Annotated in this window: 27 protein-coding genes; 12 read left to right on the forward strand and 15 right to left on the reverse strand. The window is 61.0% G+C overall.

Annotated elements, in window-relative coordinates; genetic code table 11:
• Positions 1-4 precede the first annotated feature (4 nt).
• Positions 5-544 carry a Pycsar system effector family protein gene (locus FHX15_RS08175; RefSeq protein ID WP_184395386.1) on the forward strand — a complete coding sequence of 180 codons (540 nt, stop codon included), beginning with the start codon at positions 5-7 and terminating at the stop codon, positions 542-544.
• A gap of 33 nt (positions 545-577) precedes the next feature.
• Here the strand turns inward: FHX15_RS08175 and FHX15_RS08180 are convergent, their stop codons facing one another.
• Both FHX15_RS08180 and FHX15_RS08185 read right to left on the reverse strand, forming a co-directional pair.
• Positions 578-1,417, reverse strand: coding sequence for an SDR family NAD(P)-dependent oxidoreductase (locus tag FHX15_RS08180; RefSeq protein WP_184395387.1), 840 nt, complete (start codon positions 1,415-1,417; stop codon positions 578-580).
• A 269-nt stretch (positions 1,418-1,686) separates the two neighbouring features.
• Entirely contained in the window at positions 1,687-1,893 is a 207-nt protein-coding gene (locus tag FHX15_RS08185; RefSeq protein ID WP_184395388.1) for a hypothetical protein, read from the reverse strand.
• A gap of 406 nt (positions 1,894-2,299) precedes the next feature.
• Here FHX15_RS08185 and FHX15_RS08190 point away from each other — a divergent pair, with 406 nt between their 5' ends.
• Both FHX15_RS08190 and FHX15_RS08195 read left to right on the forward strand, forming a co-directional pair.
• A complete protein-coding gene (locus tag FHX15_RS08190) occupies positions 2,300-3,991 on the forward strand; it encodes a peptidase domain-containing ABC transporter (protein ID WP_184395389.1) in 1,692 nt (563 codons plus the stop codon).
• Positions 3,984-5,300 carry an HlyD family type I secretion periplasmic adaptor subunit gene (locus FHX15_RS08195; RefSeq protein WP_184395391.1) on the forward strand — a complete coding sequence of 439 codons (1,317 nt, stop codon included), beginning with the start codon at positions 3,984-3,986 and terminating at the stop codon, positions 5,298-5,300. The genes FHX15_RS08190 and FHX15_RS08195 overlap by 8 nt, the downstream gene beginning before the upstream one ends.
• A gap of 10 nt (positions 5,301-5,310) precedes the next feature.
• On the opposite strand, the gene FHX15_RS08200 is transcribed toward FHX15_RS08195, so the two are convergent.
• Together FHX15_RS08200 and dusA are read right to left on the reverse strand one after the other, a co-directional pair.
• Positions 5,311-5,829, reverse strand: a complete 519-nt coding sequence (locus tag FHX15_RS08200) for a DUF992 domain-containing protein (RefSeq protein ID WP_184395393.1) — start codon at positions 5,827-5,829, stop codon at positions 5,311-5,313.
• Positions 5,830-5,964: 135 nt separating this feature from the next.
• Entirely contained in the window at positions 5,965-6,999 is a 1,035-nt protein-coding gene (dusA, locus tag FHX15_RS08205) for a tRNA dihydrouridine(20/20a) synthase DusA (RefSeq protein ID WP_184395395.1), read from the reverse strand.
• Between the two features lie 284 nt (positions 7,000-7,283).
• On the opposite strand from dusA, the gene FHX15_RS08210 reads away from it, so the two are divergent.
• The gene (locus FHX15_RS08210; RefSeq protein ID WP_184395397.1) at positions 7,284-7,487 is read left to right on the forward strand and encodes a hypothetical protein; all 204 of its coding nucleotides are present in this window, start codon (positions 7,284-7,286) and stop codon (positions 7,485-7,487) included.
• Positions 7,488-7,858: 371 nt separating this feature from the next.
• The gene (locus FHX15_RS08215; protein ID WP_246778895.1) at positions 7,859-8,011 is read left to right on the forward strand and encodes a hypothetical protein; all 153 of its coding nucleotides are present in this window, start codon (positions 7,859-7,861) and stop codon (positions 8,009-8,011) included.
• A 216-nt stretch (positions 8,012-8,227) separates the two neighbouring features.
• Here the strand turns inward: FHX15_RS08215 and FHX15_RS08220 are convergent, their stop codons facing one another.
• From FHX15_RS08220 to FHX15_RS08240, 5 genes are all read right to left on the reverse strand, one after another.
• Positions 8,228-8,569 (reverse strand): hypothetical protein, encoded by a 342-nt coding sequence (locus FHX15_RS08220; RefSeq protein WP_184395401.1) that lies wholly within the window; start codon positions 8,567-8,569, stop codon positions 8,228-8,230.
• Between the two features lie 322 nt (positions 8,570-8,891).
• Entirely contained in the window at positions 8,892-9,695 is an 804-nt protein-coding gene (locus FHX15_RS08225) for a glycosyl hydrolase 108 family protein (RefSeq protein ID WP_184395404.1), read from the reverse strand.
• 301 nt (positions 9,696-9,996) lie between these two features.
• Positions 9,997-12,540 carry a CHC2 zinc finger domain-containing protein gene (locus FHX15_RS08230; protein ID WP_184395406.1) on the reverse strand — a complete coding sequence of 848 codons (2,544 nt, stop codon included), beginning with the start codon at positions 12,538-12,540 and terminating at the stop codon, positions 9,997-9,999.
• 134 nt (positions 12,541-12,674) lie between these two features.
• Entirely contained in the window at positions 12,675-13,073 is a 399-nt protein-coding gene (locus tag FHX15_RS08235; RefSeq protein ID WP_184395407.1) for a hypothetical protein, read from the reverse strand.
• Positions 13,074-13,169: 96 nt separating this feature from the next.
• Positions 13,170-13,382: a hypothetical protein gene (locus FHX15_RS08240; RefSeq protein ID WP_184395410.1), complete on the reverse strand. Its 213-nt coding sequence runs from the start codon at positions 13,380-13,382 to the stop codon at positions 13,170-13,172.
• A gap of 336 nt (positions 13,383-13,718) precedes the next feature.
• Here FHX15_RS08240 and FHX15_RS08245 point away from each other — a divergent pair, with 336 nt between their 5' ends.
• Positions 13,719-14,357, forward strand: coding sequence for a transcriptional regulator (locus tag FHX15_RS08245; protein WP_184395411.1), 639 nt, complete (start codon positions 13,719-13,721; stop codon positions 14,355-14,357).
• Positions 14,358-14,548: 191 nt separating this feature from the next.
• On the opposite strand, the gene FHX15_RS08250 is transcribed toward FHX15_RS08245, so the two are convergent.
• On the reverse strand, positions 14,549-15,082 hold the full coding sequence (locus tag FHX15_RS08250) for a DUF1269 domain-containing protein (RefSeq protein ID WP_184395414.1): 534 nt from the start codon (positions 15,080-15,082) through the stop codon (positions 14,549-14,551).
• Between the two features lie 124 nt (positions 15,083-15,206).
• On the opposite strand from FHX15_RS08250, the gene FHX15_RS08255 reads away from it, so the two are divergent.
• From FHX15_RS08255 to FHX15_RS08265, 3 genes are all read left to right on the forward strand, one after another.
• Positions 15,207-15,992, forward strand: coding sequence for an ATP-grasp domain-containing protein (locus FHX15_RS08255; RefSeq protein ID WP_184395416.1), 786 nt, complete (start codon positions 15,207-15,209; stop codon positions 15,990-15,992).
• Positions 15,993-16,209: 217 nt separating this feature from the next.
• Positions 16,210-16,842 carry a CatB-related O-acetyltransferase gene (locus FHX15_RS08260; protein WP_184397078.1) on the forward strand — a complete coding sequence of 211 codons (633 nt, stop codon included), beginning with the start codon at positions 16,210-16,212 and terminating at the stop codon, positions 16,840-16,842.
• 210 nt (positions 16,843-17,052) lie between these two features.
• A complete protein-coding gene (locus FHX15_RS08265) occupies positions 17,053-17,490 on the forward strand; it encodes an SRPBCC family protein (RefSeq protein ID WP_184395417.1) in 438 nt (145 codons plus the stop codon).
• Positions 17,491-17,623: 133 nt separating this feature from the next.
• Here the strand turns inward: FHX15_RS08265 and FHX15_RS31430 are convergent, their stop codons facing one another.
• Positions 17,624-17,752, reverse strand: a complete 129-nt coding sequence (locus FHX15_RS31430; RefSeq protein WP_281413806.1) for a hypothetical protein — start codon at positions 17,750-17,752, stop codon at positions 17,624-17,626.
• Between the two features lie 78 nt (positions 17,753-17,830).
• Positions 17,831-18,124 (reverse strand): hypothetical protein, encoded by a 294-nt coding sequence (locus FHX15_RS08270; RefSeq protein ID WP_184395419.1) that lies wholly within the window; start codon positions 18,122-18,124, stop codon positions 17,831-17,833.
• Positions 18,125-18,304: 180 nt separating this feature from the next.
• On the opposite strand from FHX15_RS08270, the gene FHX15_RS08275 reads away from it, so the two are divergent.
• The gene (locus FHX15_RS08275; protein ID WP_184395421.1) at positions 18,305-18,928 is read left to right on the forward strand and encodes a LysE family translocator; all 624 of its coding nucleotides are present in this window, start codon (positions 18,305-18,307) and stop codon (positions 18,926-18,928) included.
• A gap of 50 nt (positions 18,929-18,978) precedes the next feature.
• Positions 18,979-19,791 carry a phosphate/phosphite/phosphonate ABC transporter substrate-binding protein gene (locus tag FHX15_RS08280; RefSeq protein ID WP_184395423.1) on the forward strand — a complete coding sequence of 271 codons (813 nt, stop codon included), beginning with the start codon at positions 18,979-18,981 and terminating at the stop codon, positions 19,789-19,791.
• Between the two features lie 115 nt (positions 19,792-19,906).
• Here FHX15_RS08280 and FHX15_RS08285 read toward each other — a convergent pair whose 3' ends face one another.
• Together FHX15_RS08285 and FHX15_RS08290 are read right to left on the reverse strand one after the other, a co-directional pair.
• A complete protein-coding gene (locus FHX15_RS08285) occupies positions 19,907-20,290 on the reverse strand; it encodes a limonene-1,2-epoxide hydrolase family protein (RefSeq protein ID WP_184395425.1) in 384 nt (127 codons plus the stop codon).
• A 12-nt stretch (positions 20,291-20,302) separates the two neighbouring features.
• A complete protein-coding gene (locus FHX15_RS08290) occupies positions 20,303-20,902 on the reverse strand; it encodes an NAD(P)-binding domain-containing protein (RefSeq protein ID WP_184395427.1) in 600 nt (199 codons plus the stop codon).
• Positions 20,903-21,024: 122 nt separating this feature from the next.
• Here FHX15_RS08290 and FHX15_RS08295 point away from each other — a divergent pair, with 122 nt between their 5' ends.
• Positions 21,025-21,954, forward strand: coding sequence for a LysR family transcriptional regulator (locus tag FHX15_RS08295; protein WP_184395429.1), 930 nt, complete (start codon positions 21,025-21,027; stop codon positions 21,952-21,954).
• On the opposite strand, the gene FHX15_RS08300 is transcribed toward FHX15_RS08295, so the two are convergent.
• Positions 21,915-22,226, reverse strand: coding sequence for a hypothetical protein (locus FHX15_RS08300; RefSeq protein WP_184395431.1), 312 nt, complete (start codon positions 22,224-22,226; stop codon positions 21,915-21,917). The genes FHX15_RS08295 and FHX15_RS08300 overlap by 40 nt on opposite strands.
• Positions 22,227-22,274: the final 48 nt, after the last annotated feature.

The following is a 22,274-nucleotide window of genomic DNA, read 5'->3' on the forward strand; positions in this document are numbered from 1 at the left end:
TTAAGTGAGCGAGTTCGAGATTTATGCGGAGCTGCCTTCCGCCTCTCCATCCAGTGAGGATATAGGCTCAGAATATTTCGACCATATCAAGAAAATCAACGATATATTCTACGATCAGATCAAGATATCGGATCAGAAGGCCGCTTATATCTTTACTTTCATGCTCGCGTTTCTTGTGAGCTCCGCCGAGGTCAGGGCGGTCTTCACCTTTGCGCGCTATGCGCAGGGCACGCCACAGGCCATTCTCTTTTCCGGGCTACTGGCGGGGGCCTCGGTCTTTTCGATTCTCTCGGCCATTCTCGTCGTGCTGCCGCGCCGGCTCGATCGCTCCACCTCGATGTTCTGGGGCGCGTGGCCAAAACATCGCGATTCTTTCTTCGAGGCGGCCATCCGCCGCGACGAGCGTTATCTCTTCGACCAATATGTGGAAAATGCCGACATTCTCTCGCATATAGCGCGCTGCAAATACCGCTTCGTCACGATTGCGTTTCGCGGGCTGATGGTGACGGTCGTGGCTTATGTGCTGCTGCTGGTGATGGCTTGAATCCGCAGCCGGCACTCGAAAAGGCCGGTGAACTCAGCTCTTCGCAAAATCCGCCGCTGTGAGGGGGACGGGCCTGTAGCCGTTAATGTCGGCAATGTCATATTCGCGAGCAAGCTCCGCCGCGACCAGCACCTGCCCGGATTTCGACATCAGCCCAGGGTCTCGCCAGAGCCCTGATATGACGTGGCCGATGAATTGCGGGGATTCGGAATTGGACAGGTCGAAATATTCGGCGTTCTGCATGACGGCTTCGGTGCGCACCAGGCCGGGATAGAGTGCGACGGCGGCAACATGGTGCGGACGCAGATCATGGGCGAAGTCTGCGGCCATCTTGTCGGCGGCGGCTTTCGCTATGCCGTAGACCGCGTTGCCGTCGTAGAATTGCGCTGCCCAGAACGAGATATTGACGATCAGGCCGCGCTCGGCCGAGACCATGACGGGTGCAACCGCATGCGACATCACGAAAGCCGCCCTCAGCGCAGTTCCGATCATTGCATCCCATCGCCAGACAGGCTGCTCCCAGAAAGCGCGGGGCCAGGTGAAATCGCCATTTTCGACCATGTTTTCATAGCCTGGCCATGCATTGTTCACCAGAATGTCCAGCCTGCCACCGGCCCTGATCTCTGCGGCCACGCGCTCGGTCTCAGCATCGTTGCTATGGTCGCAGTGATGAACGACAAGGCGTCCGGGGAGTGTCGCAGCCTCAAGCGCGAGCCCTTCCAGCGATCCGATCCGCTTAATCTCGCTTGCCTCTGCCTCGGAACGCGTCCTGCCGGTCACGTGGACCGTGGCGCCCTCGGCGAGCAGGGCAAGCGCAATTCCGCGGCCGACACCGCGGCTTGCGCCCGTTACCAAGGCGACGACGTCTTTCATGTTGGCTGGCTCCTATACGACGGCTGTTTACGGTCGCGACTAGTGAGCGGGGATCTGGGCCGCCTTAAGGGAACGAAAATACGATGCCACCGTGCTATTGTGAAGCCAGGAAGACCACCGGTGCGGCGATAGAGGTAGGGGGCGGGGACCAGTTGGCGGGCCTGCGGCGCTTCGATCAGCGTTTCGTCACCCGCGATTCCGTTGTGCGGATTGCTTATCAAGGATCGGCCGGCGGACCGTCTCTACGATAGGACAGTCCGCCGGTCGCATTACTTCTTGAGCAGGGCCTGTACTGCGGCGATTTGGGCCGGGGTAAGATTCTGCAAGGAGTTCTTGGGGGCTGTCGCGAGCAACGCCGACAGAGGATTGCTGGTAGTTGGGAGGAAACCCGTGGCCAGCTTTGGGGTGAGAAGGCTCGGGTTAACCTTCAAGGGGATCGATGTGAAGACTTTGCCGAGAGCGCTGCCGAAAGCCATGGATGTTCTCCTTAAAAATGTAAATAGTTGTGAATGCGCGAACTGCGCGCAGGAAATATGCTGTATTTTGCAACTTAATCAAGTGTGTCGAAGAAAGTTCTGCTAATGGGGCAGCTTTTCCACGTTTACACCTAGTATCACCTGTAAATTGGAGGGCGGGCGTGCGAGATCAGTATCCTTAAATTGAATATCGCCTATAACCGTCGGCAATGCTGGTCCATGCTCAGGTCTCCGCGCGTGCTGCTTTTTGTGTGAGGAAGATCAGCTTCGGACTTTCATAGCTTCACCTTCGAGAATGTGACCGAAAAAGTTTGAGGTCTTGAGAATTTTCTAGGGCAGGTTGCGGACAATGCTCATCTGCGGTAAGCAGAGGCCCATTTCATTCGGGTGTTTTCTCGGCTTATTCATGTCAGTTTCCTCAAGCAACAGCGGTGAGCCGGCCTCATTGGCGTGGTTCGCCAAATCGACCTTGCCCTATACACCTCTCGTCGCCGAAGTCATGCTGACCGCCTCCGTCATCCGACTGATGGGATTGGTGCAGCCGTTCGTCTTCCAGACGGTGATTGACCGTGTACTGCCGTTCCAGCGGGAGGCGTCGCTGGTTCTGATCGTCGGTATTCTGATGGTCGCGGCCGTGTTCACGGTGATCCTCGATGCTCTGTCAACCTACCTGAGCAATCATATCGCCAACCGACTGACCGCGGAACTGGCCAACCGGATATTCCGGCACGTCCTCAGCTTGCCGCTCGCCTTCCTGCAGCGTTGGCAGGTCGGTGAGACGTTGGCGCGCATCGGCGAAATCGACACGGTGCGCGGCTTCCTGACCGGTACGGTGGCGAGCGTCGTGGTCGATATCCTCTTCGCCGTGATCTATGTCGTCGCGCTATTCGCGCTCAGTCCGTTTCTCACCCTCGTCGTGCTAATCGCGCTGCCGCTGCAGCTCGTCGCCTTTGGCGCGCTCGGGCCGTTCCTCCGCAGCCGCATGCAGACCGCGTTCCTGGCGGAGTCCTTTCACCAGTCCCGGCTTGTCGAGATCTTGGGCAACCTCACCACGGTCAAGGCGATGGCCGGTGAGCGTATCCAGCTCGCCCGGCTGCAGGACACGTTGACCGCCAGCCTCACTGAGCAGTTCCGCGTCGTCAAATGGGACATTGGCTCGGGTGCAATCCAGCACATCATTGGCAGCGCCTCCAATATTCTGATCATTTATTTTGGCGCCCAGCTGGTCTTTGCCAATACTATTACGCTCGGGGAGCTCATCGCCTTTCACATGCTCTCCGACAAGGTCGCCGGGCCGATTATGTCGCTGTCGACGGTCTGGCAGCAGTGGCTTGGCTTGAAGGTCGCCCGTTACCGGCTCGGGGAGTTGATCAATGAGCCCCCTGAAGATGAGGGATCCAAGCCGGCCTTCGACCTGCAAGATATTACCGAGGTTGAGATGAAGGACATCTGGTTCGGCTATCAGCCGGATCATTTCATCATCAAAGGATATTCGGTCAGGATAACCGCCGACCGGCCCACTATCATCGTCGGCCCGTCGGGTTGCGGCAAGTCGACTATCGGAAAAATCCTGGTCGGGCTCTACCAGCCGACATCGGGCATTGTCGCCGTCGACGGGCGGGATATTTCCCAGTTCGATCCATACAGCCTGCGCAGGAGCCTTTCTTACGCGCCGCAGGAGCCGGTGCTGTTTTCAGGCTCGATTCTTGAAAACCTGATGATCGCCAACCCGTCGGCGACCGCCGAGGAAATCGCGTGGGCGCTGCAGGCAAGCGCCAGCGATGATTTCGTGGCGAACCTGCAAAACGGTATCGAGCAGCAGGTCGGCGAACGCGGCGGCTTTCTGTCGGGTGGCCAGCGCCAGAGGCTGTCGATTGCGCGCGCGCTCCTTGCAAAGCCCTCGATTCTCGTGCTCGATGAGCCGACGAGCGCGTTGGACGATGAGGCGGCGAGCGTCGTTGTCGCCACGATCGCCAATGTCAGCAAGACAGTCGCGACTGTCGTCATCACCCATCGCCGGGATCTGCTGGGCGAGGATGTCAATGTCATCGATCTGGGTACGTCTTCCCATTCCCCGCTTCGGGTGCTGCATGCCTGATACGATCGCCATCGCAGCGCCGTCGCCCACCCTCCGTCTGACGATCTGGGTATTTCTCCTGATGTTCGTGTCGTTCGTAGTCGGCAGCGTGGTGTTCAAGACTGAGATCATTGCGACCGGACAGGGGCGCATCGTGCCGATCGCACGGGTGCAGACCATTCAATCGCGTTTTCAGGGGAAGGTCGCCGCTATCAATGTCCATGAAGGCCAGCGGGTTTCGCAAGGGGATGCGCTGATCAATCTTGAGGATACGGAGGCTCGTAGCCTCGTCGACCAGCTCACCGCGAACCTTCGGGCGCTCGAACAGGATCACCTAGCCGCTCAGGCAATCTTGACGCCCTTGTCTCGGGTGGATCCCGCATCTCCCATCTTCGTATCGTCGGGACTGGACCGGTTGTCTGGTCAACCGTACGCAGCCTCCGATGCGACGTCGGCCCTGGTTCGCGCAACCCTGGTGTCGATCAGCGATGATGTCGCCCAACTCGATTCCGCCTTGCACAAGACCGAATCCGCCGAAAGCGTCAGCCAGACCCGCCTCGCCAACGCCGATGCCGATTACCGGATCGTGGCCGACAAATTCAAATCCTATGACGCACTGGAAAAGCAGGGCGTCATCAGCCGGGCAGATTATTTTGACCGGCTGCGGGAAGTGACCGTCGTCGAAGGGGAGGTGAACATTGCTTCGAAAACGCTGCAGCAGCTCGCCGCCGAGAAGGATGAAATCCGCAAGCAGCGCCAGAAGGTCATCTCTGCTGGATTGGTGACCTATCAAAAGCAGCTGAACGATACCACGACTGCAATGGCTCGGGCCGCTGCCGAACTCAAGGCAGCCAAGCAAAATCTTGCCAGCATGACGCTGGTGTCGCCGGTGGATGGGACCGTCGAAAACTTGAGCGTCTCGACGATCGGCGGCTTTCTCGATGAAGGCACGCCGACAATGACGATTGTTCCCCAGGACTCGCCGCTTGAATTAGAAGCGCTCTTCGACAATAGCGACATTGGTTTTCTGCGGCCCGGCCAACGCGCCTACGTGAAGCTGGCAGCTTTCCCTGCCGAGCGTTTCGGGATGCTTGCGGCGGAAGTCAGCGGAGTGGGAGCCGATGCTCGGCAGAATGCCGAGCAATCGAACTGGGTCTATGCCGTTCGCCTGAAACTCGAGAAACCGGCCATGCATATCGATGGCCGGCCAATTCGCCTCGCCTCAGGGATGACCGCGAGCGTCGACATTGTCACCGGGGAGAGACGTCTGATCAGTTATTTCTTTTCTCCGCTTATCAAGACGTTCCAGGACAGCTTGCACGAACGCTAGGGCAACGTTGCTACCGCGTCGCTCTCAGCTCGAGGCGAGAGACGCCTGCGGCCACGTTCACGCCGGTTCCGGTTCCGCCGCTGAGCGGTTGCAATGCGAAATTCTTCGAATTTCCGCCCACAAGAGCATTTGCTCCGAGGCCGACACCGAGGGCGGCATTGGCCGAGGCGCCGACATAGGTGCCGGCGAGAGCGCCGTCGCCGACGCGGGTGGGGGCTGTGTTGACGACGACCCAGCTGAGGTAGGATTTACCGGTGACGCCGATATCGAGGCCGAGCTTGCCGATCGAGCCTGTGTAGTGCTCGACCTTGCCGCTTTTCTGCTTGAAGCTGCAATCGATCGCCTTGTTCGAGCCGATGATCATACCGGCCCCGCCGGCGACTTCGCAGGAGAGAGTGCCGAGACGCTGTCTCGGTTGGTTCGCGACCTGCTCGGCGGCGTGTTTGGGTTGCTTGTGCTGGCCTGCGGCCTCCGCCACGGGGACAAAACCGAGGGAGGCGGCAGCGGCGATAATCATGAGGTTCTTCATGAGCGTTTCCTTTCCTGTTCCTTCCTTGGGGGACAGTCATAAACGCGTTCGATCGAACTTCGTTCAAACACGAAAGGAAATGGGTCGGGCTTCAACCCCGATTTCTGCGAGGGTCCGGTGTTACCCGATGTCGCCTCAGGCGCTGACGGCTTCCGCCGTGCCCAAAAAATCGACCGCTGCAAAGGCGGCGGCGATTACTTCAGGGCCGGCATTGGGTTTTGCGGCATCGGTCGACAGGATCTGGCGATAGCGGCGCGCGCCGGGCAGGCCGGTGAAGAGGCCGACCATGTGGCGGGCGACGTGCTGCAGGCGGCCGCCATTGGCGATATGGTTCTCGGCATAGGCCATCATGCGGTCGCGCAATGCGTTCCAGTCCGGCTCGGCGGCGGGCGCGCCAAAGAAGCGATGATCGACATCGGAAAGGATTGCGGCATTCTGATAGGCAGCGCGGCCGAGCATGACGCCATCGACATAGGCAAGATGGGCTGCCGCTTCATCCAGCGTCTGAATGCCGCCATTGATGCCGATGAAGACTTCGGGGAAGCGGGCCTTCATGCGATAGACGATCTCGTAATCGAGCGGCGGGATCTCACGGTTTTCCTTCGGTGACAGGCCCTTCAGCCAGGCCTTGCGGGCATGGATCCAGACCGCGTCGGCCCCGGCATCGAGTACCCGGGTCATCAGGGTGGGCAGCGCCACTTCCGGATCCTGCTCGTCGACGCCGATGCGGCATTTGACGGTGACCGGGACTTTGGCGACCGTCTTCATGGCAGCGACGCAGTCTGCAACCGTCTCAGGTGTCTGCATCAGGCAGGCGCCGAAGGTGCCGGACTGGACGCGATCCGACGGGCAGCCGACATTGAGGTTGATCTCGTCATAACCATAGGGCTCGGCAATGCGCACGGCCTCGGCAAGCTTGGCCGGGTCCGAGCCGCCGAGCTGCAGGGCGACGGGATGCTCGGCCGGATCGAAGGAAAGCAGGCGCTCGCGCGGGCCATGGATGATGGCGTCGGCCACGACCATTTCCGTATAGAGCAGGGCGTTGCGGCTGATCTGGCGGTGGAAATAACGGCAGTGGCGATCCGTCCAGTCGATCATGGGCGCCACGGCAAAGACCGGCGCCTTGAAATAGCGCTGGTTCGTCTCTGTTGCCGTCTTCGCCGTTGTCATGATCTCAATTCTTCTTTCGTGCGGTCGTCGGTCCCGCGGCCGCATGTCGTGGCAGAGGCCCGATCCTTCAAGCCCTCCAAAGGCGAAAGGCCGGGGCCGGGCGGCAATGGGACGAGGGCTTATACATGAGAGATGCGGATAAAGCGAGATGTAGTGTAGAAGGACGCGGCTGCCGTCTGCGCGGAGGCATTTTCAGGCACTTGACCCACATGTTGTTTTACCGGAAGGCAAGGCGGGACGATCCTGGTATTCTCGACAGGTCGAGCAAAGGAGTGACAAGCTTCATGGCGGACGATAGCGCAGGGATTAGGGCATTGCTTGAAATGCCGAGGCGGGACAACAGCGCCTATCTGGAAACGCTTCGCCTGGTGCGGGAGGCATTCGCCGAGGCTGAGGCGGAATTCGATGGTAAGGTCATTGCAACGACGGACAGCGCCCGGGACGAAGCGGGCAATATCGTCATCATGACCGTGATTAGGCCGGCATAGACGGAGAAGATCGCCTGAAATAAAGGAGCAATTGAACCAAAATCCTTCTGCCGCGTTTTTGCCACAAACAGGAGGAGTTCGATGGACAGCCTGCTTCTGATCGCGATCCTTTGCGGTCTTATGTCTTTCGCCATGGTCTGGCTCCAGACGAGAGAATAGTTCGCTGCGCCAAAGACTTGGCGCTTTCTCACCTTTCTGCCGGCACCGCTCGTCCCGCGCCGGAAGCCCACTCTTGTTACTGCCCTGAAACGACGCTCTTGACTTATCCGAAAATGAGAACAAAATGAGAACATATAGACGTTCTCAGCTATGTTCTGATGGAGAGTTCGATGGCAGCAAGCCCGAGTTATTCAGGAGCAGCAGACAGGGCCATGGCCTTTGCCGCGCAGCTGCGTGCAGACCGCGAGCGCCACGAAGCGCGCCGGCGGGAAGAGCAGCGACGCATCGAGGCGATGCGGCCGATCAACAAACATGTGCTGAAGGTTTTTGGCGGGCAGCAGCTGGCGCTCAAGCTGAACAGCTGAGGTGTGGGCGGGGACTGCGTGAAATGCCGGACGGCGGAGCTTATTGCCTTGCGGTATCAGGCGATGATGCAGTCCCTTTTGCAAGCGCCTGAAGCGAACATCCGGGCTGTGTCGGGTAGCACTGCCTTCATCTCTCCCGATTCCGGATTCCCGGCTTTTGGCTGCCTGCGCCCGCCGTGCTGTTTGCAGGCGGGCGCAACATCTGATGTGCTCGGCTCAGCGGTCCTGGAAGATCTTGATGAGCTTCGGGGTATAGCGGCGGTTTTGCATGTCGAGCGCGTCCTGATAGGTGGCGCGACCGGAGACCATTGCTTTAATGTAGCGGTTGCAGGCAACTCGCGGGGCATCCTTGTCAGATACGTTCATAACGACAGCCGCATTATGGTGCCACGTTGCATCCTTGGCACTCATCGCCTTGGTGCAATCGTTCAGGAGTTCGGTTCTCGCCTTCTGGCTTCCCTGCAGCATGGTGACGGCGGCATCATATTGCTGTTCGCTCGGCGCGCAGCCGGCAAGCAATCCCGTGGCAATCAATATCATTGCAATAGTGGCGCGCATGATTATTCCTCAATTAAGCTGCTGACGGTGTTTTGTGCTGTGATTGACGAGGCATCTTTATTTTGATTCTCGCTTTGCGGGAATTCTGTTCTTCGAGTTATTTTGATTTCTTCTAAAGAGGGTTGAAAACGACCTGCGTCGATGAGGGCGGCAGGCGGAAGGTCCCTAAAGCGCGTCGCGATCTTTGAGATTCGCTTTCCACGCTTTAAGTCTTTGTTCTCGCACGTCGTTACCGCAAAACCGCTGCACACATTTCCGCGACATGCTTTAGGCTCGTTCTTGAGCCAGCGAACGTCACCAGCGATAGAACCAACGTTCGGTCTTAGCGCCCGATGGCTGTTTCTGCTGCCCGATAAGCGTCCGCCCGTTCCTTCTCCCGCATCGCCTTCACCACCAGTACACCAGCCACAATCAACCCAACCAGCATCAGCCCGCCCAGCACCACCAAATTCGGCTCCGCCGGCAGGGCCGCACCGGTCCCCGCACCACTCGAAGCCGACACCGCGATCGCCGCACCCGCTTTCCGTAGCGTCGCCGCAGCCTTCTCGGCCTCATTGGCCTCATCCGCCAGGGCTGCCTTCACATCAACGCCGGGCTGGCTGCGCAAAAACATCGCGACCGCCTCCGCCTCGATCTTCGCCACGCGCGCCGACCAGCCTTTGCGGTAACTCTTCCAGATTGCCAGGCTTTGCATGAAGCTCAGCCGCCTTGCGCAAAGGGCCTTGATTTCCCCGATGCCGGCTCCTGCGGCCTGCAAGCGGGTGATGGGGCCGAAGGTGCCGTCGGCGGCGGCGCCGATCACCGTCTGGGCGTCGCGCTGCGCCCGGGCGGGGCCGGAATTGACGGCGTAGTCGAAGGTGGCGAGGTCGAAGCCTGAGGGCAGGGCGTCGCCGCCGATCATGTCCCAGTATCTGGCCTTGTAGATGGGTTTGGCGTCGTCGAGCGTCAGGTTGCGGATGTCGAGAGCGGGGAAGGCGGCAGCGGAGATGCCGTATTTGGTGCCTTTTAATATGCCCTTGCCGATCTTGCCGCCGGTCCAGTTGCCGGGGTCGTTGCGGTCGGTGGAAAGGCCGCCTTCGGATGCGAGCGTGATGGAGAGGCATTCGGGGAAATTGGCGCTGGTCATGCCGCGGGTCCTTCTGTCCGGGATATCGCGACAACTTTTCGCCGATAATGGTTGGTACCGTCGCATGACGAAACCCGGCGAAACTCCTGGCAATCAGACCTGTGTGATTGGCAATGGCTCGCATCGTCCCTCGGAGAGAGGGCGCTGTCTCGCTCGGGATGACGACATTTCGGCAGCGTAATGCGGGCAAAACGGGATAAGCGAAGCCGCGACGGAATGAGCCGTTCGCGGCTTCCTTATTTCACAGCAATTCCAGTAAAAGTGTGCAGCAGGAATTGCGTCAAAACAAAGCTCCAGCATCTCAGAAAACGTCGCCGTAGCTCATCGCAGAAGCGGCACTTTCCTTCAGCGCGACACCCTGGGCGATCATGCCGTTCGCAAACCGTACCAGGCGCACATCCGGCATGGATTTCAGCCGCTGGGAAAAGGTGTTGACGGGCGGCAGGAAGCTTTCGCGGTAACCCTGGTCGATCGCCCATTTGCGGAAATCTTCAAACAGCCTTGCGGTGCGCAGCCAGCCGCCGGATGGCTCGCTGTCTGTGGGCTGGACGCGGATATCGAACCATTCGTTCAGCGGATCGAGCAGCAGCCAGGAATTCAGCGCCTCCTTGGAGCTTTCGGGGATGGTGTAGTGGCCGTTGCGCTTCAGCCGCTGGGCGCCGGCGACAGCAAGGCCGAGCAGCAGCTCCAGCTCCTCATCGGCGATGCGCTCGGCAATGTCGGGGATGACTTCCTTGTCGGGAATGGAACGGTTGAACTGGATGACGACGAGGCGGCGGCGCAGGCCGCGGTCGATACCGCCGTTGAAGCGCGGCAGCGTGTTGGTGGTGAAGCAGTGCAGTGCGCGGGGCATGAAGCTTTCGACGTTCCTGTAAAGGCTGCGGCCTTCGAGCGGATTGCCTGTCACCGCAGCCTTGAATTCCTCGCCTGCGATTGCCGCGGCACTCAGTTCGTCGGCGACATTCGCCGCCTTGCCTGCGAGATTGATGATGCGCTTCTCATCATTGAAGAAGGCCGGAGAAATGGAGGAGACGGACCCTTCAGGCAGCAGCGCGCGAAAAAGCGAGGCGATAGTGGACTTGCCGTTATTGGCGGTTTCGCCAAGCAGAATGAAAGCCTTGGGCTGGCGGATGCGGGTGGCAAGGCCGAAGGCGGCTGCCCCCAGCATTTCGGCAATGAGGTCGATCTTGTGGGCGGCATCGGGATCGCCGAGGAAAGTGCCGTAGAGCAGCCTGTGCAGCAGCGAGCCCTCTGGCGGGTGGCTTTCCGTGTGCAGGTTATAGTCCGCCGATATGGTGAAGCGGAAACGGTCATCCGGGTTATGCTCGCGGCAGATCACCTTGCCCCTGTCGTCGAGGGTGACGGTGCAGTTCAGCGCATTGACGCCGATGGCCGGATTGTCGAAGAAGCCAGGATCGGCAATGCGCGTACCGAGCTCGTTGACGATGCCGTCGAGCATGTGCCGGCCGAGCTTCAGCGGCTTTTCTTTCGGACCGATGCCGATGGCATCGAAGGCATGCATGGCAAGGCGGATTTTCTGCTCGGGGATAGGGCGCCAGGCGGAGGGGCCATAGGCCCAGAATTTGCCATCGGCGCGGACGATCCGTCCGCCGCAGGCCTGCTCCAGATGTTCGTTGAAGATACGCGCCAGCCAGACTTCGGAACCGAAGGGCTGGCTCGGAAACCATTCCGGCATGCGGTCTATGCCATCGGCACCCGGCGGAGCGATCTTCGGGCCGGACTTGCCCTGCTTTTCTGTCTTCCCCGGTTTTTCTGGGCCCGGCTTTTCTGGCGGCGGCGCGGCCGAGGCGGGCACATAGCGGCGGACGGTGGCGCGCATGAAGGCATCGAGCTCGAGGCGCGTCCAGCCGGCATCGACGGCATCGGCGCTATCCCAGCCCTTGGCCGGAAGGCGGCCCGCCTGCCAGTCTGCATGAGTAAAAGGTGCGAGATCGGAGGCGGCTTTCGCATCGGCAAAGCCTGTCAGCCGCACGCGCGCGCCGAGGCCGGAGAGGATGGCGGCGATCTCGTCTGCCGTAGAAAGGCCGGGTGCATCGAAATCCGGCCAGATCACCACGTCGCGGCCTGCCAGCGGCGACCAGTCGGTGTGTTTCACGCCCTGCGTGCCGCCGGCCCAGGAGATCACGGTGCGGCCGGTTTTTTGGGCGAGCCTGTCGCGGCATTTCTCGCCCTCGACGACGATCACCTGCTGCACCTTGCCGAGCGTTTCGAGGCCGTAGAGCGGGCGTGGCTTGGGAAAGGGATAGCGGCACCAGGTCTCGCTCCCGTCCGGCAGACGGGCAAACATGACCATCGGCGTTTCCTTGCCGCCATCCGCGAGATCATGACGCAGCACATAGCCTGTCAGAGCGCCATCGGCCCGGCGATAGGGAAAGACCATGGACGGGGAAAACGAGCCCCATTCGGAACGGTCGCCCTTGCGCTTGGGATTATAGAGACGGATGCGGGCGCCCTGTTTGATCGGCTCGGATGGGGGCGTCAGCGGCGTGATGCCTTCATAGGCGTCTTGCACCTGCTGACTGCGCGGGCTTACCTTCGGCCTGATATGGCCGCTGCCATCGAGAATCCGAACGGCTTCCGCGAGATCCACGCCCTTGATCTGCTGCACGAAATCCAGGACATCGCCGCTGGCGCCGCAGCCGAAGCAATGGAAGCGCTCGATGCCGTCCTGCCCTCTGAAAATGGTGAAGGACGGCGTCTCCTCGGTGTGGAACGGGCAGCAGGCGACATGCTCCTGACCGTTCCTCTGCAGCCTGCAGCCATAACGCGCCGCTGTCTCGGACAGCGACACATCGCGGCGAAGCTGTTCGAGATCTGAAGGCATGTTGCGGCTCTTGCAAGGAGTGTTGTCAGGATCGCACCATGGCCGGCGCGCTGCGGGCGGCGGCCATGGTTATTACGCATCCAGCACAGCAAACTGGGCGCGGCTTTGCGCTAGGAATTGCAGACCGAAATCACTTAGCCAGCAGTACCCGGAAACTTGCCTTCCAACACCAGCCGGTAGCCGCGGCGATAGCCGACATTGGCAATGCCGATGCCGGAGCCTTCGAGCTTCTGGCGCAGGTGGCAAAGCGCCACCTTGAAGGCGAGGTACATCTTGTCCGGCGAGGGGCCGCCATCGGGATCGTCGATAAACATGGCGGTGAAGATGCGCTCGGTGACGACGGGCAGGCCCTTGCCCTTCCAGACAGCATTGAAGATGCGGCCTTCCATCGGCGTCAGCTTATAGTGATCGATGACGATCTCCGGCTGCGGGGCGGTGACCGGCTGCTTGCAGCAGGGGCAAAGCAGGGGCTTGGCGATGGTGAGCGGGGCGGGCGCTGCCGATGGGGTCGGGCGGGTCGTGATCGTCTGCATATCGGTCCTCACATATTTATAGACGCGCGCCGTCCGATCGGGCGGCCGCCTGATTTCGTAGGTTTCGGGAATGTCGGTTCCGGGCGTGGCCGAGCCTTACAGCGGGGCCATCACCATTGCCCGGATACGGTTTTCGAAAAGGGCAAGGCGGCGCAGCCGGTTGGCGATGTGCACGAGGTCGTCGACAGCCTCGTGGTCGATCACCAGCAGCGTTTCGCCGGCGGCTTCGCCGCCGCGCATGACGCAGCGTCCGATGAGCGTATCGATCAGCTCCGATTGCGCCAGCATGGAAAGCGGCTCCTTACGCATCCGCTTCCTCCGGCGTCGAGTCGGAGGGGGCGATCTTCTGCGGGGGCATTTTCGCCTTTGCCATGTTGATCTCTGCCTCCCGCCTTGCGTCCCTTGTTGTTAGGGTTGAGATTATGTTGTCGAAATCGCATCGTCAATCCGAAATAGGAAAAAATACCTATCTTCTTATTTGGCTGCGGAAAAGCTCGTATTCAGGGCTTTTCGGCAGTTGACGGTGCAACCACAGCAGATCAACCATGTGAAAGGTTGACGGTAAAAAGCGCGGAACGGTTGCTTGTGTGGTGTTGCGTTTTTTGCAACAAATCAGCAACGCTGCATATGCGCATGGGGAAGCTGATGGCCGAGATCGACAGCGAATGGTTTCATGGCCAGCTGGAGGGCAGGGGCCAGTCGCTGCGCGCGCTCGCCCGCCATCTTGGCAAGGATGCCTCGGCCATCTCCCGCACCTTTTCCGGCAAGCGCCGCATGACGATGGAGGAGGCAGTGGAAATCGCAGCCTTCCTCGGCACATCCGTCACCGAGGTCATGCATCACGCCGGTATTGCCGGGCGTGCTCGCACGCCTGGGGATAGCGAGAGCCTGGGTCCGGAAATCCTGCTCTCGGCCATGATCGGCGAGGATGGCGAACTCCGCGCACTTCCTGAGCCGCAGCCCCTGCCGCAGGCGATCCTCGACAGAGCGCCGCTCGCAATCGGCGCCAGCCGCCACCGCGCCGTCATCGCCGCCCAACTGCGCGCTTCTTCCGGCCCGCTATCGATCTGGGACGACGCCGTGCTGTTCTTTGCGCCAAGCGACGGCATCGAGCCAAGTGCAATCGGCGCGCTTTCCATCTGCGGCCTGCGGGGCGGCAAACAGATACTCGCCAGGCTCGACCGAGCCCGCAAGACGGGCGAGGCGAGGGTGGTTTTGCCGGCAGGGAAGATCGAGGAGGCGATGCTGGCGACGGCGGCGCCGGTCTTGGTGCTGATACCGTAGCGACTACGGTGGCGAAGTGGGCAGCCGAGGGGACCTGCTGATCATCGAGGACTGCGCGACCTCGCTTGTCGAGCCGGCTTCCTCCGACTCCGTCATTCCTGTGCTTGTCACAGGAATCCAGCCTCCACTTATGCCCGTTCTGATGCGAGTGTGCCGGACGCAAGCTTTGCGCCCGGCATTTCGTCCGTAGCTCACGCCGCAGGCGCCGCGGCTGCGGCTTGCGTCGCCAGCGCCGTGCGCAGTTTCTCCTCCTGCTCGGGCGAGAGCGACGTGCGCAGGATGGTGGCGTTCTGGCCGTGGAATTCGGCCAGGACCTTTTCCGGCTGTACCTTGCGGATCAGCAGGAAAAGGGCGGAGCTGTTGACGGGGATGGTGTCTGCCAGCTTCTTGATGAGGTTGTCATCGATGCCGTAATCGGTCATCGAGCCGGCGAGCGCGCCGGAGCCGGCACCGAAGGCGCCGCCGAGAACCATGCCGGCCAGCGGATTGAGGAAGAGCAGACCGACGAGGGTGCCCCAGATCGCGCCGGAGACGCCGCCGCTTGCAGCGCCCGTAGCCATGAGGTTCATGCTCTGCTTGAGGCGTACCTTGCCGGAAGCATCACGCACGGCGACGACGGCATCCTCGAGATCGACGAGATATTCCTTCTCAAGCTGGACGAGCCGGTTGAGCACGGTATCGGCCTTATCGACAGTATCGAAACCAAGCACTACAAGTTCTGACATAGCTTACCCTCCAGTTGCATTTACAGATGCAGCAGATAGGCGTCGGCGGCGCTCTGTCCATAGGGCGGCCTTTATTTGCAGGGCTGTTGCCGGGAAAAGAGAGATCAATGAAGGGTTGCAATTGATGCAGTGGCTTCTCCAGGAGTTCGACGATACCAGAAAGCTGGCCGAAGCGCTCGACCGGCTCGGCATCTCCTACACATGGCACAAGGTCGTGCCTTTCGTGGGCGAGCTGATCCCCGAACCTGTCGTTGTCGATCCTGACGCCGTTGTCATGTTCGGTTCCTATTCGCTGTGGCGATATGCCGAGGCCAAGGGCTACCGGCCGGGCATGTTCAAGCTGCGGCCTTTCGTGCAGGAAGAGGTGTGGCATCCTTATCTGCTGAACGGCGCCGATGCTCTGTTCATGACCTTGCGGGATGTACCCGCGCGCCTTGCCGATGACGGCAGCGAATGGTTCCTGCGGCCCGTCGACGACAGCAAGGAAGAGCCCGGCAATGTGAAGACAGTGGGCGAGATCATCCGCATGGCCAAACGCGTGCTGGTCCTCGACGAAGATGAAATTCCGCAGGGATCACTGCGCCACGATACGCTGCTGATGCTCACCAAACCCGTTCGTATTCTGCGCGAATGGCGGCTCTGGGTTGTGCGAGGGCGGGTGGTCACCTATTCGCTCTACAAAGACGGGTCGCGTGTCATCCACCGCCGCGAGATCGGTGCGGATGCGCTGGCCTTCGGGCAACGCATGGTGGACATCAATCCCGGCTACTCGCAGGCCTATGTGATCGATATCTGCCGCACGGAGGAGGGGCTGAAACTCCTGGAGACGAATTGCATCAACTCTGCCGGCTTCTATTCAGCAGATATCACGAAGCTTGCGGCTGATATCGACGGCCTCGTGCGAGACTGACACCTTGCCGTTTTCAGGCGGCAGTATCGATTTTCAGGTTTTGCCCATGTCGGCGCATGGGTCGGGGCCTTGCTCGATCCGGGAATTCTGTTGTGGATTCCCTTCGGCGGGCCATGTCGCTGTGGCTCGCCGGCAGGTAGATTTTCATCCGGTGACGATCGAAACCGTGTCGCCACATCGCCGGCACGCGCTCACATATCCGCGCAAGGATCTCTTCATGCCGCTTCTCGATGCAAATCTCGCCTTTCCTATCACCTATCCCGATGGTCGAGTTTCCAAGGCGACGGTGTATCTGAAGAATGTCATCGATCATCCGCGGATGGAAATCGGCGATTACAGCTATTTCACGCATTACGGAAAGCTGGAGGAGACGGCCGAGATCCTGGCACCCTATCTTGGGCCGGGTTGCCGGGAGAGGCTCATCATCGGCAAGTTCGTTCAGATCGCCCGCGGCAGCTATTTCATCACCAGTTCGGCCAATCATCCGATGGGCGGCATCACCACCTATCCGTTCCGCATCTTCAAGCCGGAAACATTCGGTTACAAGGATCTGCCGGTGAAGGATACGGTGGTCGAGAACGATGTCTGGATCGGGCATGATGCCGTCATCATGCCCGGTGTCAGGATCGGCGCCGGGGCGATCGTCGCTGCCGCTTCCGTCGTTACCCGCGACGTGCCGCCCTATGCGGTCGTCGGAGGAAATCCGGCCGGCATCATTCGGATGCGCTATCCCGTCGAGGTCATCAGCGAGATCCTCGAACTCGCCTGGTGGGACTGGCCGATCGACAAGATCGAGGCCAATCTGCCGGCGCTGGAAAGCGGTGATATCGAGGCCCTCAAGCGGGGCTGAATCCCTTCGGACAGGTCTGGGACCAGTCTTGGGCACGGGGCGCGGCGCCGGCGGCTTTCTTTGCGCTCCATATGTGCACTATGACACCACGGCGAGCCACATCGGGTCGCGGATGATGTGCCAGGAAATGGTGTAGCTCGGTTGATCGTTGGGCTTTCTGGACACGGACTTCGTATTTGCTTACGTGACGTTCTGAACAAGGAGAAGAGGATGGGCGCGCTACCGGCCTGGCAGACAGAATACAGCATCGAATCCGATGCCGCTCCCGAGGAAATCTGGGCATTGTTCCGCGACGTGTCTGGATGGACGCGCTGGAACGCCGGCATTGAAACTATTGTCCTCGAAGGTCCCTTTGCCCAAGGGACCACCTTCGTGATGAAACCGCCTGGCGAGGCGGCCTTTCGCTCGACACTGATCGAAGTCCATGAAAACGAGTGCTTCGTGGATGAAACCAGCATTGGCGATCTCGTCGTCACGGTCGCTCATCGGATCAAGCGTCTGAGCTCGATGCGAACGCGCATTACCTACGCGGTCGTTGCGCGGGGCGATGGCGCGGCCGAAATCGGCCCGATGATTTCGGCCGATTTTCCTGATGTTCTAGCAGCGCTTGCCCACCTTGCCGAAGGAAGGCGTGGAGACGTCGTCTGAAATGCGGGCAGCAGGCAACCGCGAGTGGCGTCCTGGGCCGGCGGTTTCAGGACGAGGCGGCGAGGGATGTCGTTCGCGCTTCTGGCACCCGCGCAACGGCCGAAAGGCCGTCGCGCCGGCACGAGGTTCGGCACTATTTCTTCTTATCGCCGCTGCTTGCCATCTTGACCTGCATACCGGGCGCGGCAGGTGCCGGCGGGGCGGAGCGGTCTTTCTTGGGTTTGCGGATTTCGCGGTTGCTGCGGATTTGGCCCTTCGCCATGGTTTCCTCCTGATGTGGTGACGCGGGTAGATTCGGTATTGCGGCTGCTGCCAACTGACCTGCGCGGTCGTTGCGGCGTCAGAGGGGCCGGGGTCCGAGGCCAGAACGCTCATCCAGAGAGGCTGCCAATGTGGAAGGACGCGACTGGCCCTCGGGCTGTTCCGGGGAGCCGGCGTGCGGCACATTCGGCCCGTGACTGAAATCGGGGAAGGCCGCGAAGCTTCCGGTGGCTTCGAAATGCCCGTCCTCCAGTCCGGCAGCAGCATCTTCGGCACGATCGAGAATGCCCAGTACGATATTCTCGCGGTAGGCGAATGCGCCGGTGCGGATGAGATTGCGAGACAGGCTCGGCGAATAAAAGTCGGAAGACATTTCCTCCTCCTTCGTTGGGGCGAGGACGAACGCCCTGAACCGGCGGCGACCTGGCTGCCAGTCGCCGAATCCTGCGCTCGTTCCGTGTTTTGCGCAAGGCGTTTCTCGCGGCACAGGAGTTGCGCCGGCGGACGAAGCCGTTAATCTGAAGACGGATATTTCAAGCAATGGAAATCGAAGATGAGCATTGCCGTTTTGACGACTTATGTTCTTGTCGTGCTCGGGCTGATGGTGATCCCTGGGCCGGCGACACTCCTGGTTCTCGCCCGATCGGTCAGCGGCGGCAGGCGGGCCGGCATGGCAACGGGGCTTGGCATTGCGGTCGGCGACCTCATCCATTCCACCATGGCGACCTTCGGCCTTTCGGCTTTGCTTGCCACTTCGGCGCTCGCCTTCGAAGTGGTCAAATATATCGGCGTCGCCTATCTCATCTATCTCGGATACCGGGCCTTCATCGAAAAATCCGGCAATATCGAGGTGACAGCCGCCCCGGAGATCAGCCCCGGCAAGGCTTTCCGGCAGGGTATATTCACTGAGATCCTCAACCCGAAAACGGCGCTGTTCTTCCTCGCCTTCCTGCCGCAGTTCATCCATCCCGAAAGCGGATCGGTGATCGGGCAATTCGCGCTGCTCGGCATCATCTTCGTGGTGCTCAGTGCCTGCGTGACCTCCGCTCTCGCCTTCGGCGCCGGCTCGGTGCGCGGCTGGCTCAGCCGGAACCGGACGATCGGCCGTTGGCAGGGCAAGGTCATCGGTTCGATCTATATGGCGCTCGGCGTGCGGCTGGCGCTTCAGCAGCAGTGAGTGCGGCGCAAGCGGGTTTCCCGCAGGCCGCGACTGAGGCGGAAAACGGGGTGTCTCTCGCCAGCATGGCGATGTATGTCACGCCGCCGGCGCTTGCGGCTGCCACTGCCGAGCTCTGGGCGTTTCTTCGCGGGGAACTGGCAGCGGCAGGGCTTGCTGGTTTGCCCGAAGCTCTCGATACCGATATCGCTCACGACGAAGCCTGGCTCCAGCCCAATCTCCTCCTCTCGCAGACGTGCGGCTATCCCTATGTGAAGACCTTGCGGGGCAGGGTGCGTCTCGTGGCAACGCCGGTCTATTCCCATCCCGGCTGCGACGGGCCGTTCATGCGCAGCTTCATCATTGTCAGCAGAACGAACGCAGCCGGCTCGCCGGCGGATCTGCGCGGCAGCATTGCCGCCATCAACAGTCCGGACAGCAATTCCGGCAGCAATCTCTTTCGGGCATCCGTGGCGCCGCTTGCCGAAAATGGCCGGTTCTTCGCCGGCGTCATCGAGACCGGCAGCCATGGGGCGAGCATCGATGCGGTCTCGCAGGGAAGGGCGGATTGCGCGGCGATCGACTGCATCACCTTCGGGAATATCCAGCGTTTCGATCCGCAGCGGCTTGCCGGCGTGCGCGTCCTTGCCGAGACCGTTTCCGGCCCGGGACTGCCCTTCATCACGGCGGGAGATGCTTCGGACGAGCAGGTGACGCTGCTGCGGCAGGCACTTGCCGCCGCCATTGCAGAGCCTTCGCTCGCGACAGTGCGGGACACGCTGGGGCTTGTCCGCTTCGAAGTGCTGTCCGATGAGGACTATGAACCGCTGCTGAGGCTCGCCGAAGAGGCGATTGCCGGCGGCTACAGCGAGTTCGGAGCGTAGAACCGGTCGAAGCCCATCCGGGAGGGCTTCGACCGTCTTCGTGCGAACGGTGGCTGCTACGAGTGCGAGACGCTGTACGCCGTCTACAACCCCTATCGCGTGAGGGTCGCCGCAGCTACCGGCCGATTGCCGCCAGCTGCCGTTCGAAACTCCCCAAATCGAAATAGTCGCGCCAGACGGTGATTCTGCCGTTTTCCACCGTCAGCGTGCCCATGACCGGCAGGGTGATCGTGCCGCCGCTTTCGTGGGTGAAGATATCGATGCGCTCGTTCAGCACGACATTGCCCGACGCGGCGATTTCCGTGACTTGCCAGTCCACCTCGAAGGCGGTGCCGATGCCGAAATCGGCGTGGAATTTGCCGACGTTTTCGCGGCCCACGATATCGGGCAGGGGCACGTTGTCGTAGAGCACGTCTTCCGAGAGCATGGCGAGCGCCTCTTCGATGCGGTTGGCGCTCCAGTGGGCGAAGAAGGTTTTTGCGGTTTCGAGAGGTGACATGATGCTTCTCTTTCAGCCGAACTTGACGAGGTTGAGGGCCGGCAGCGGGCCGCCGGGGAATTGCGTCAGGCTGGCGCCGATCTTGAGTGGGCCGAGGTCGACGCCGGCAAAGCCGAGGCGCGTGATGATGTCGGCGACTTCCGCCTTCGCCTGCGCATCGTCTCCGGAATAGAAGAGCACGCGGCTGCCGCCTTCGGCGTGCGGGTCGGCGGAGACGAGATTGGCGAAGAGGTGATTGAAGGCCTTGACGAGGCGGGCGCCAGGCACGAGGCCGGCGACGATTTCGCTTGACAGGCGTCCGCCGAGTTCGGCCGGCTTGAAGAGGGGCGCCTCGATCGGGTTATTGGCATCGATGACGATGCGGCCGGCCCAATGCGGCAGGCCGGACAGGGCTGCCGGCAGCTTCGACCAGGGCACGGCGATGAGGACGATATCGGCGCTAGCGGCCTGCTCGATCGTCCCGGCTGTGATGTGCGGTGCGAGTTCTGTGGTCAGTTCGCCGAGCGTTTCGGGGCCGCGGCTGTTGGCGATGGTGGCGGCGATACCGTTACGGGCGATAGCGCGGGCGAAGGCCGAGCCGATATTGCCGGCGCCGATGATACCGATGGACATGACAAGCTTCCTTTCTGCATGTCGTGTTGGTTTTGCTGGAGCCAATATCGCGCCGTCATTCCCCTTTGATTAGACCGGAATGGATGGTATCAGTTTCAAGCATCTCTTGAAGGTTCTGATTGATGGAAAGCTTGGCTAACCTGGAATCCTTCGTGCGCAGCGCCGAGTTCGGCAGCTTTTCGGGCGCCGCGCGTCGCCTCGGCTTGACGCCGGCGGCGGTCAGCCGCAATGTGGCAGCGCTCGAAACCAATCTGAAACTGCGGCTCTTTCACCGCAGCACGCGCCGCCTGACGCTGACGGAGGCGGGCGAGCGCTTTCTCATCGCCATGCGCGATCATCTCGAGGGGCTGCAGGGGGCGATTGCCGAGATCTCCAACGAGCAGGCGGAGCCGGCCGGCGTCCTGAAGGTCAGCGTCAGCCCGGCCTTCGGCATCAACTATATGCTGCCCATGCTGCCCGACTTCATGAACCGTTACCCGCTGGTGCAACCGGAATGGATGTTCGAGTATCGGCAGGTGGATCTGATCGGCGAAGGTTACGATGCGGCAATCGGCGGCGGCTTCGAGCTTGCCTCGGGCGTGGTGGCGCGGCCGCTGGCGCCGGCCCATCTCGTGGCGGTGGCGTCACCTGCCTATATGCAGGGCCGCGTGCCGCCGGTCGATCCGGCCGGTCTTGCGGGGCTCGACGGCATCGTCATGAAATCGATCAATACCGGACGCATTCCGCAGCGACAGATGCGTAACGCTGCGGGAGAGGAGCAGCGTATCGATCTCGCGCCAAAGATCGTCGTCAACGATCCCGCCGCCATGCGTGGTGCCGCCCTTCTCGGGCTCGGCGTCACGCTGATCTCGAAGCCGGATGCGCTTGCCTATCTCGACAGCGGCGAGCTGATCAGGCTCGTGCCCTCCTGGTATGTCGATATCGGGCCGATCTCGATCTATTACGCCAACAAGAGGCTGCTGCCCCTGAAAACGCGGGTATTCATCGATTTCGTCATCGAAGGTTTTCAGCGTCAGCGGCTGGCCGAGCGTTTTGCCGGCAGCATCGGTTGAGGCTCATCGGGCCGGTAGCCGAGCACGAAGGCGATGACCTTCGCGGAGGACATTTCGCAGGGTTTCAGCGTGCTGCCACTCGCCTCCAGCAGATAGAGGTTGAAGCTGACGATATCGCTGCCGGCGAGATATTCGGCATAGAGCCAGATGCGCTTGCCACCGGGCGAGCGCTTCACGGTGGCGCCCCAGCGGCGGTTCTCGAAGGCACCTTCGCTATAGCCTTCGGGGATGAGGGCGAGCGCGCGGGAAAAATCGTCGTCTGCTGGGTGCATTGAGGTCTCTCGGGCGCGACCTGTTCTATGGAAGCGTCTCATCATAGT

The organism is Rhizobium sp. BK650 (assembly GCF_014195325.1).
Lineage (GTDB): Bacteria > Pseudomonadota > Alphaproteobacteria > Rhizobiales > Rhizobiaceae > Rhizobium.

Excerpts from the sequence above, each read along its gene's own strand:
- FHX15_RS08285 (WP_184395425.1), bottom strand. The coding sequence starts at position 20,290 with ATGTCACCTCTCGAAACCGCAAAAACCTTCTTCGCCCACTGGAGCGCC.
- FHX15_RS08225 (WP_184395404.1), bottom strand. The coding sequence starts at position 9,695 with ATGACCAGCGCCAATTTCCCCGAATGCCTCTCCATCACGCTCGCATCC.
- dusA (WP_184395395.1), bottom strand. The coding sequence starts at position 6,999 with ATGACAACGGCGAAGACGGCAACAGAGACGAACCAGCGCTATTTCAAG.
- FHX15_RS31430 (WP_281413806.1), bottom strand. The coding sequence starts at position 17,752 with ATGGCGAAGGGCCAAATCCGCAGCAACCGCGAAATCCGCAAACCCAAG.
- FHX15_RS08215 (WP_246778895.1), top strand. The coding sequence starts at position 7,859 with ATGGCCTTTGCCGCGCAGCTGCGTGCAGACCGCGAGCGCCACGAAGCG.
- FHX15_RS08270 (WP_184395419.1), bottom strand. The coding sequence starts at position 18,124 with ATGTCTTCCGACTTTTATTCGCCGAGCCTGTCTCGCAATCTCATCCGC.
- FHX15_RS08180 (WP_184395387.1), bottom strand. The coding sequence starts at position 1,417 with ATGAAAGACGTCGTCGCCTTGGTAACGGGCGCAAGCCGCGGTGTCGGC.
- FHX15_RS08210 (WP_184395397.1), top strand. The coding sequence starts at position 7,284 with ATGGCGGACGATAGCGCAGGGATTAGGGCATTGCTTGAAATGCCGAGG.
- FHX15_RS08195 (WP_184395391.1), top strand. The coding sequence starts at position 3,984 with ATGCCTGATACGATCGCCATCGCAGCGCCGTCGCCCACCCTCCGTCTG.
- FHX15_RS08230 (WP_184395406.1), bottom strand. The coding sequence starts at position 12,540 with ATGCCTTCAGATCTCGAACAGCTTCGCCGCGATGTGTCGCTGTCCGAG.
- FHX15_RS08275 (WP_184395421.1), top strand. The coding sequence starts at position 18,305 with ATGAGCATTGCCGTTTTGACGACTTATGTTCTTGTCGTGCTCGGGCTG.
- FHX15_RS08185 (WP_184395388.1), bottom strand. The coding sequence starts at position 1,893 with ATGGCTTTCGGCAGCGCTCTCGGCAAAGTCTTCACATCGATCCCCTTG.
- FHX15_RS08255 (WP_184395416.1), top strand. The coding sequence starts at position 15,207 with ATGCAGTGGCTTCTCCAGGAGTTCGACGATACCAGAAAGCTGGCCGAA.
- FHX15_RS08200 (WP_184395393.1), bottom strand. The coding sequence starts at position 5,829 with ATGAAGAACCTCATGATTATCGCCGCTGCCGCCTCCCTCGGTTTTGTC.
- FHX15_RS08260 (WP_184397078.1), top strand. The coding sequence starts at position 16,210 with ATGCCGCTTCTCGATGCAAATCTCGCCTTTCCTATCACCTATCCCGAT.
- FHX15_RS08220 (WP_184395401.1), bottom strand. The coding sequence starts at position 8,569 with ATGCGCGCCACTATTGCAATGATATTGATTGCCACGGGATTGCTTGCC.
- FHX15_RS08235 (WP_184395407.1), bottom strand. The coding sequence starts at position 13,073 with ATGCAGACGATCACGACCCGCCCGACCCCATCGGCAGCGCCCGCCCCG.
- FHX15_RS08250 (WP_184395414.1), bottom strand. The coding sequence starts at position 15,082 with ATGTCAGAACTTGTAGTGCTTGGTTTCGATACTGTCGATAAGGCCGAT.
- FHX15_RS08265 (WP_184395417.1), top strand. The coding sequence starts at position 17,053 with ATGGGCGCGCTACCGGCCTGGCAGACAGAATACAGCATCGAATCCGAT.
- FHX15_RS08295 (WP_184395429.1), top strand. The coding sequence starts at position 21,025 with ATGGAAAGCTTGGCTAACCTGGAATCCTTCGTGCGCAGCGCCGAGTTC.
- FHX15_RS08240 (WP_184395410.1), bottom strand. The coding sequence starts at position 13,382 with ATGCGTAAGGAGCCGCTTTCCATGCTGGCGCAATCGGAGCTGATCGAT.
- FHX15_RS08245 (WP_184395411.1), top strand. The coding sequence starts at position 13,719 with ATGGCCGAGATCGACAGCGAATGGTTTCATGGCCAGCTGGAGGGCAGG.
- FHX15_RS08190 (WP_184395389.1), top strand. The coding sequence starts at position 2,300 with ATGTCAGTTTCCTCAAGCAACAGCGGTGAGCCGGCCTCATTGGCGTGG.
- FHX15_RS08290 (WP_184395427.1), bottom strand. The coding sequence starts at position 20,902 with ATGTCCATCGGTATCATCGGCGCCGGCAATATCGGCTCGGCCTTCGCC.
- FHX15_RS08300 (WP_184395431.1), bottom strand. The coding sequence starts at position 22,226 with ATGCACCCAGCAGACGACGATTTTTCCCGCGCGCTCGCCCTCATCCCC.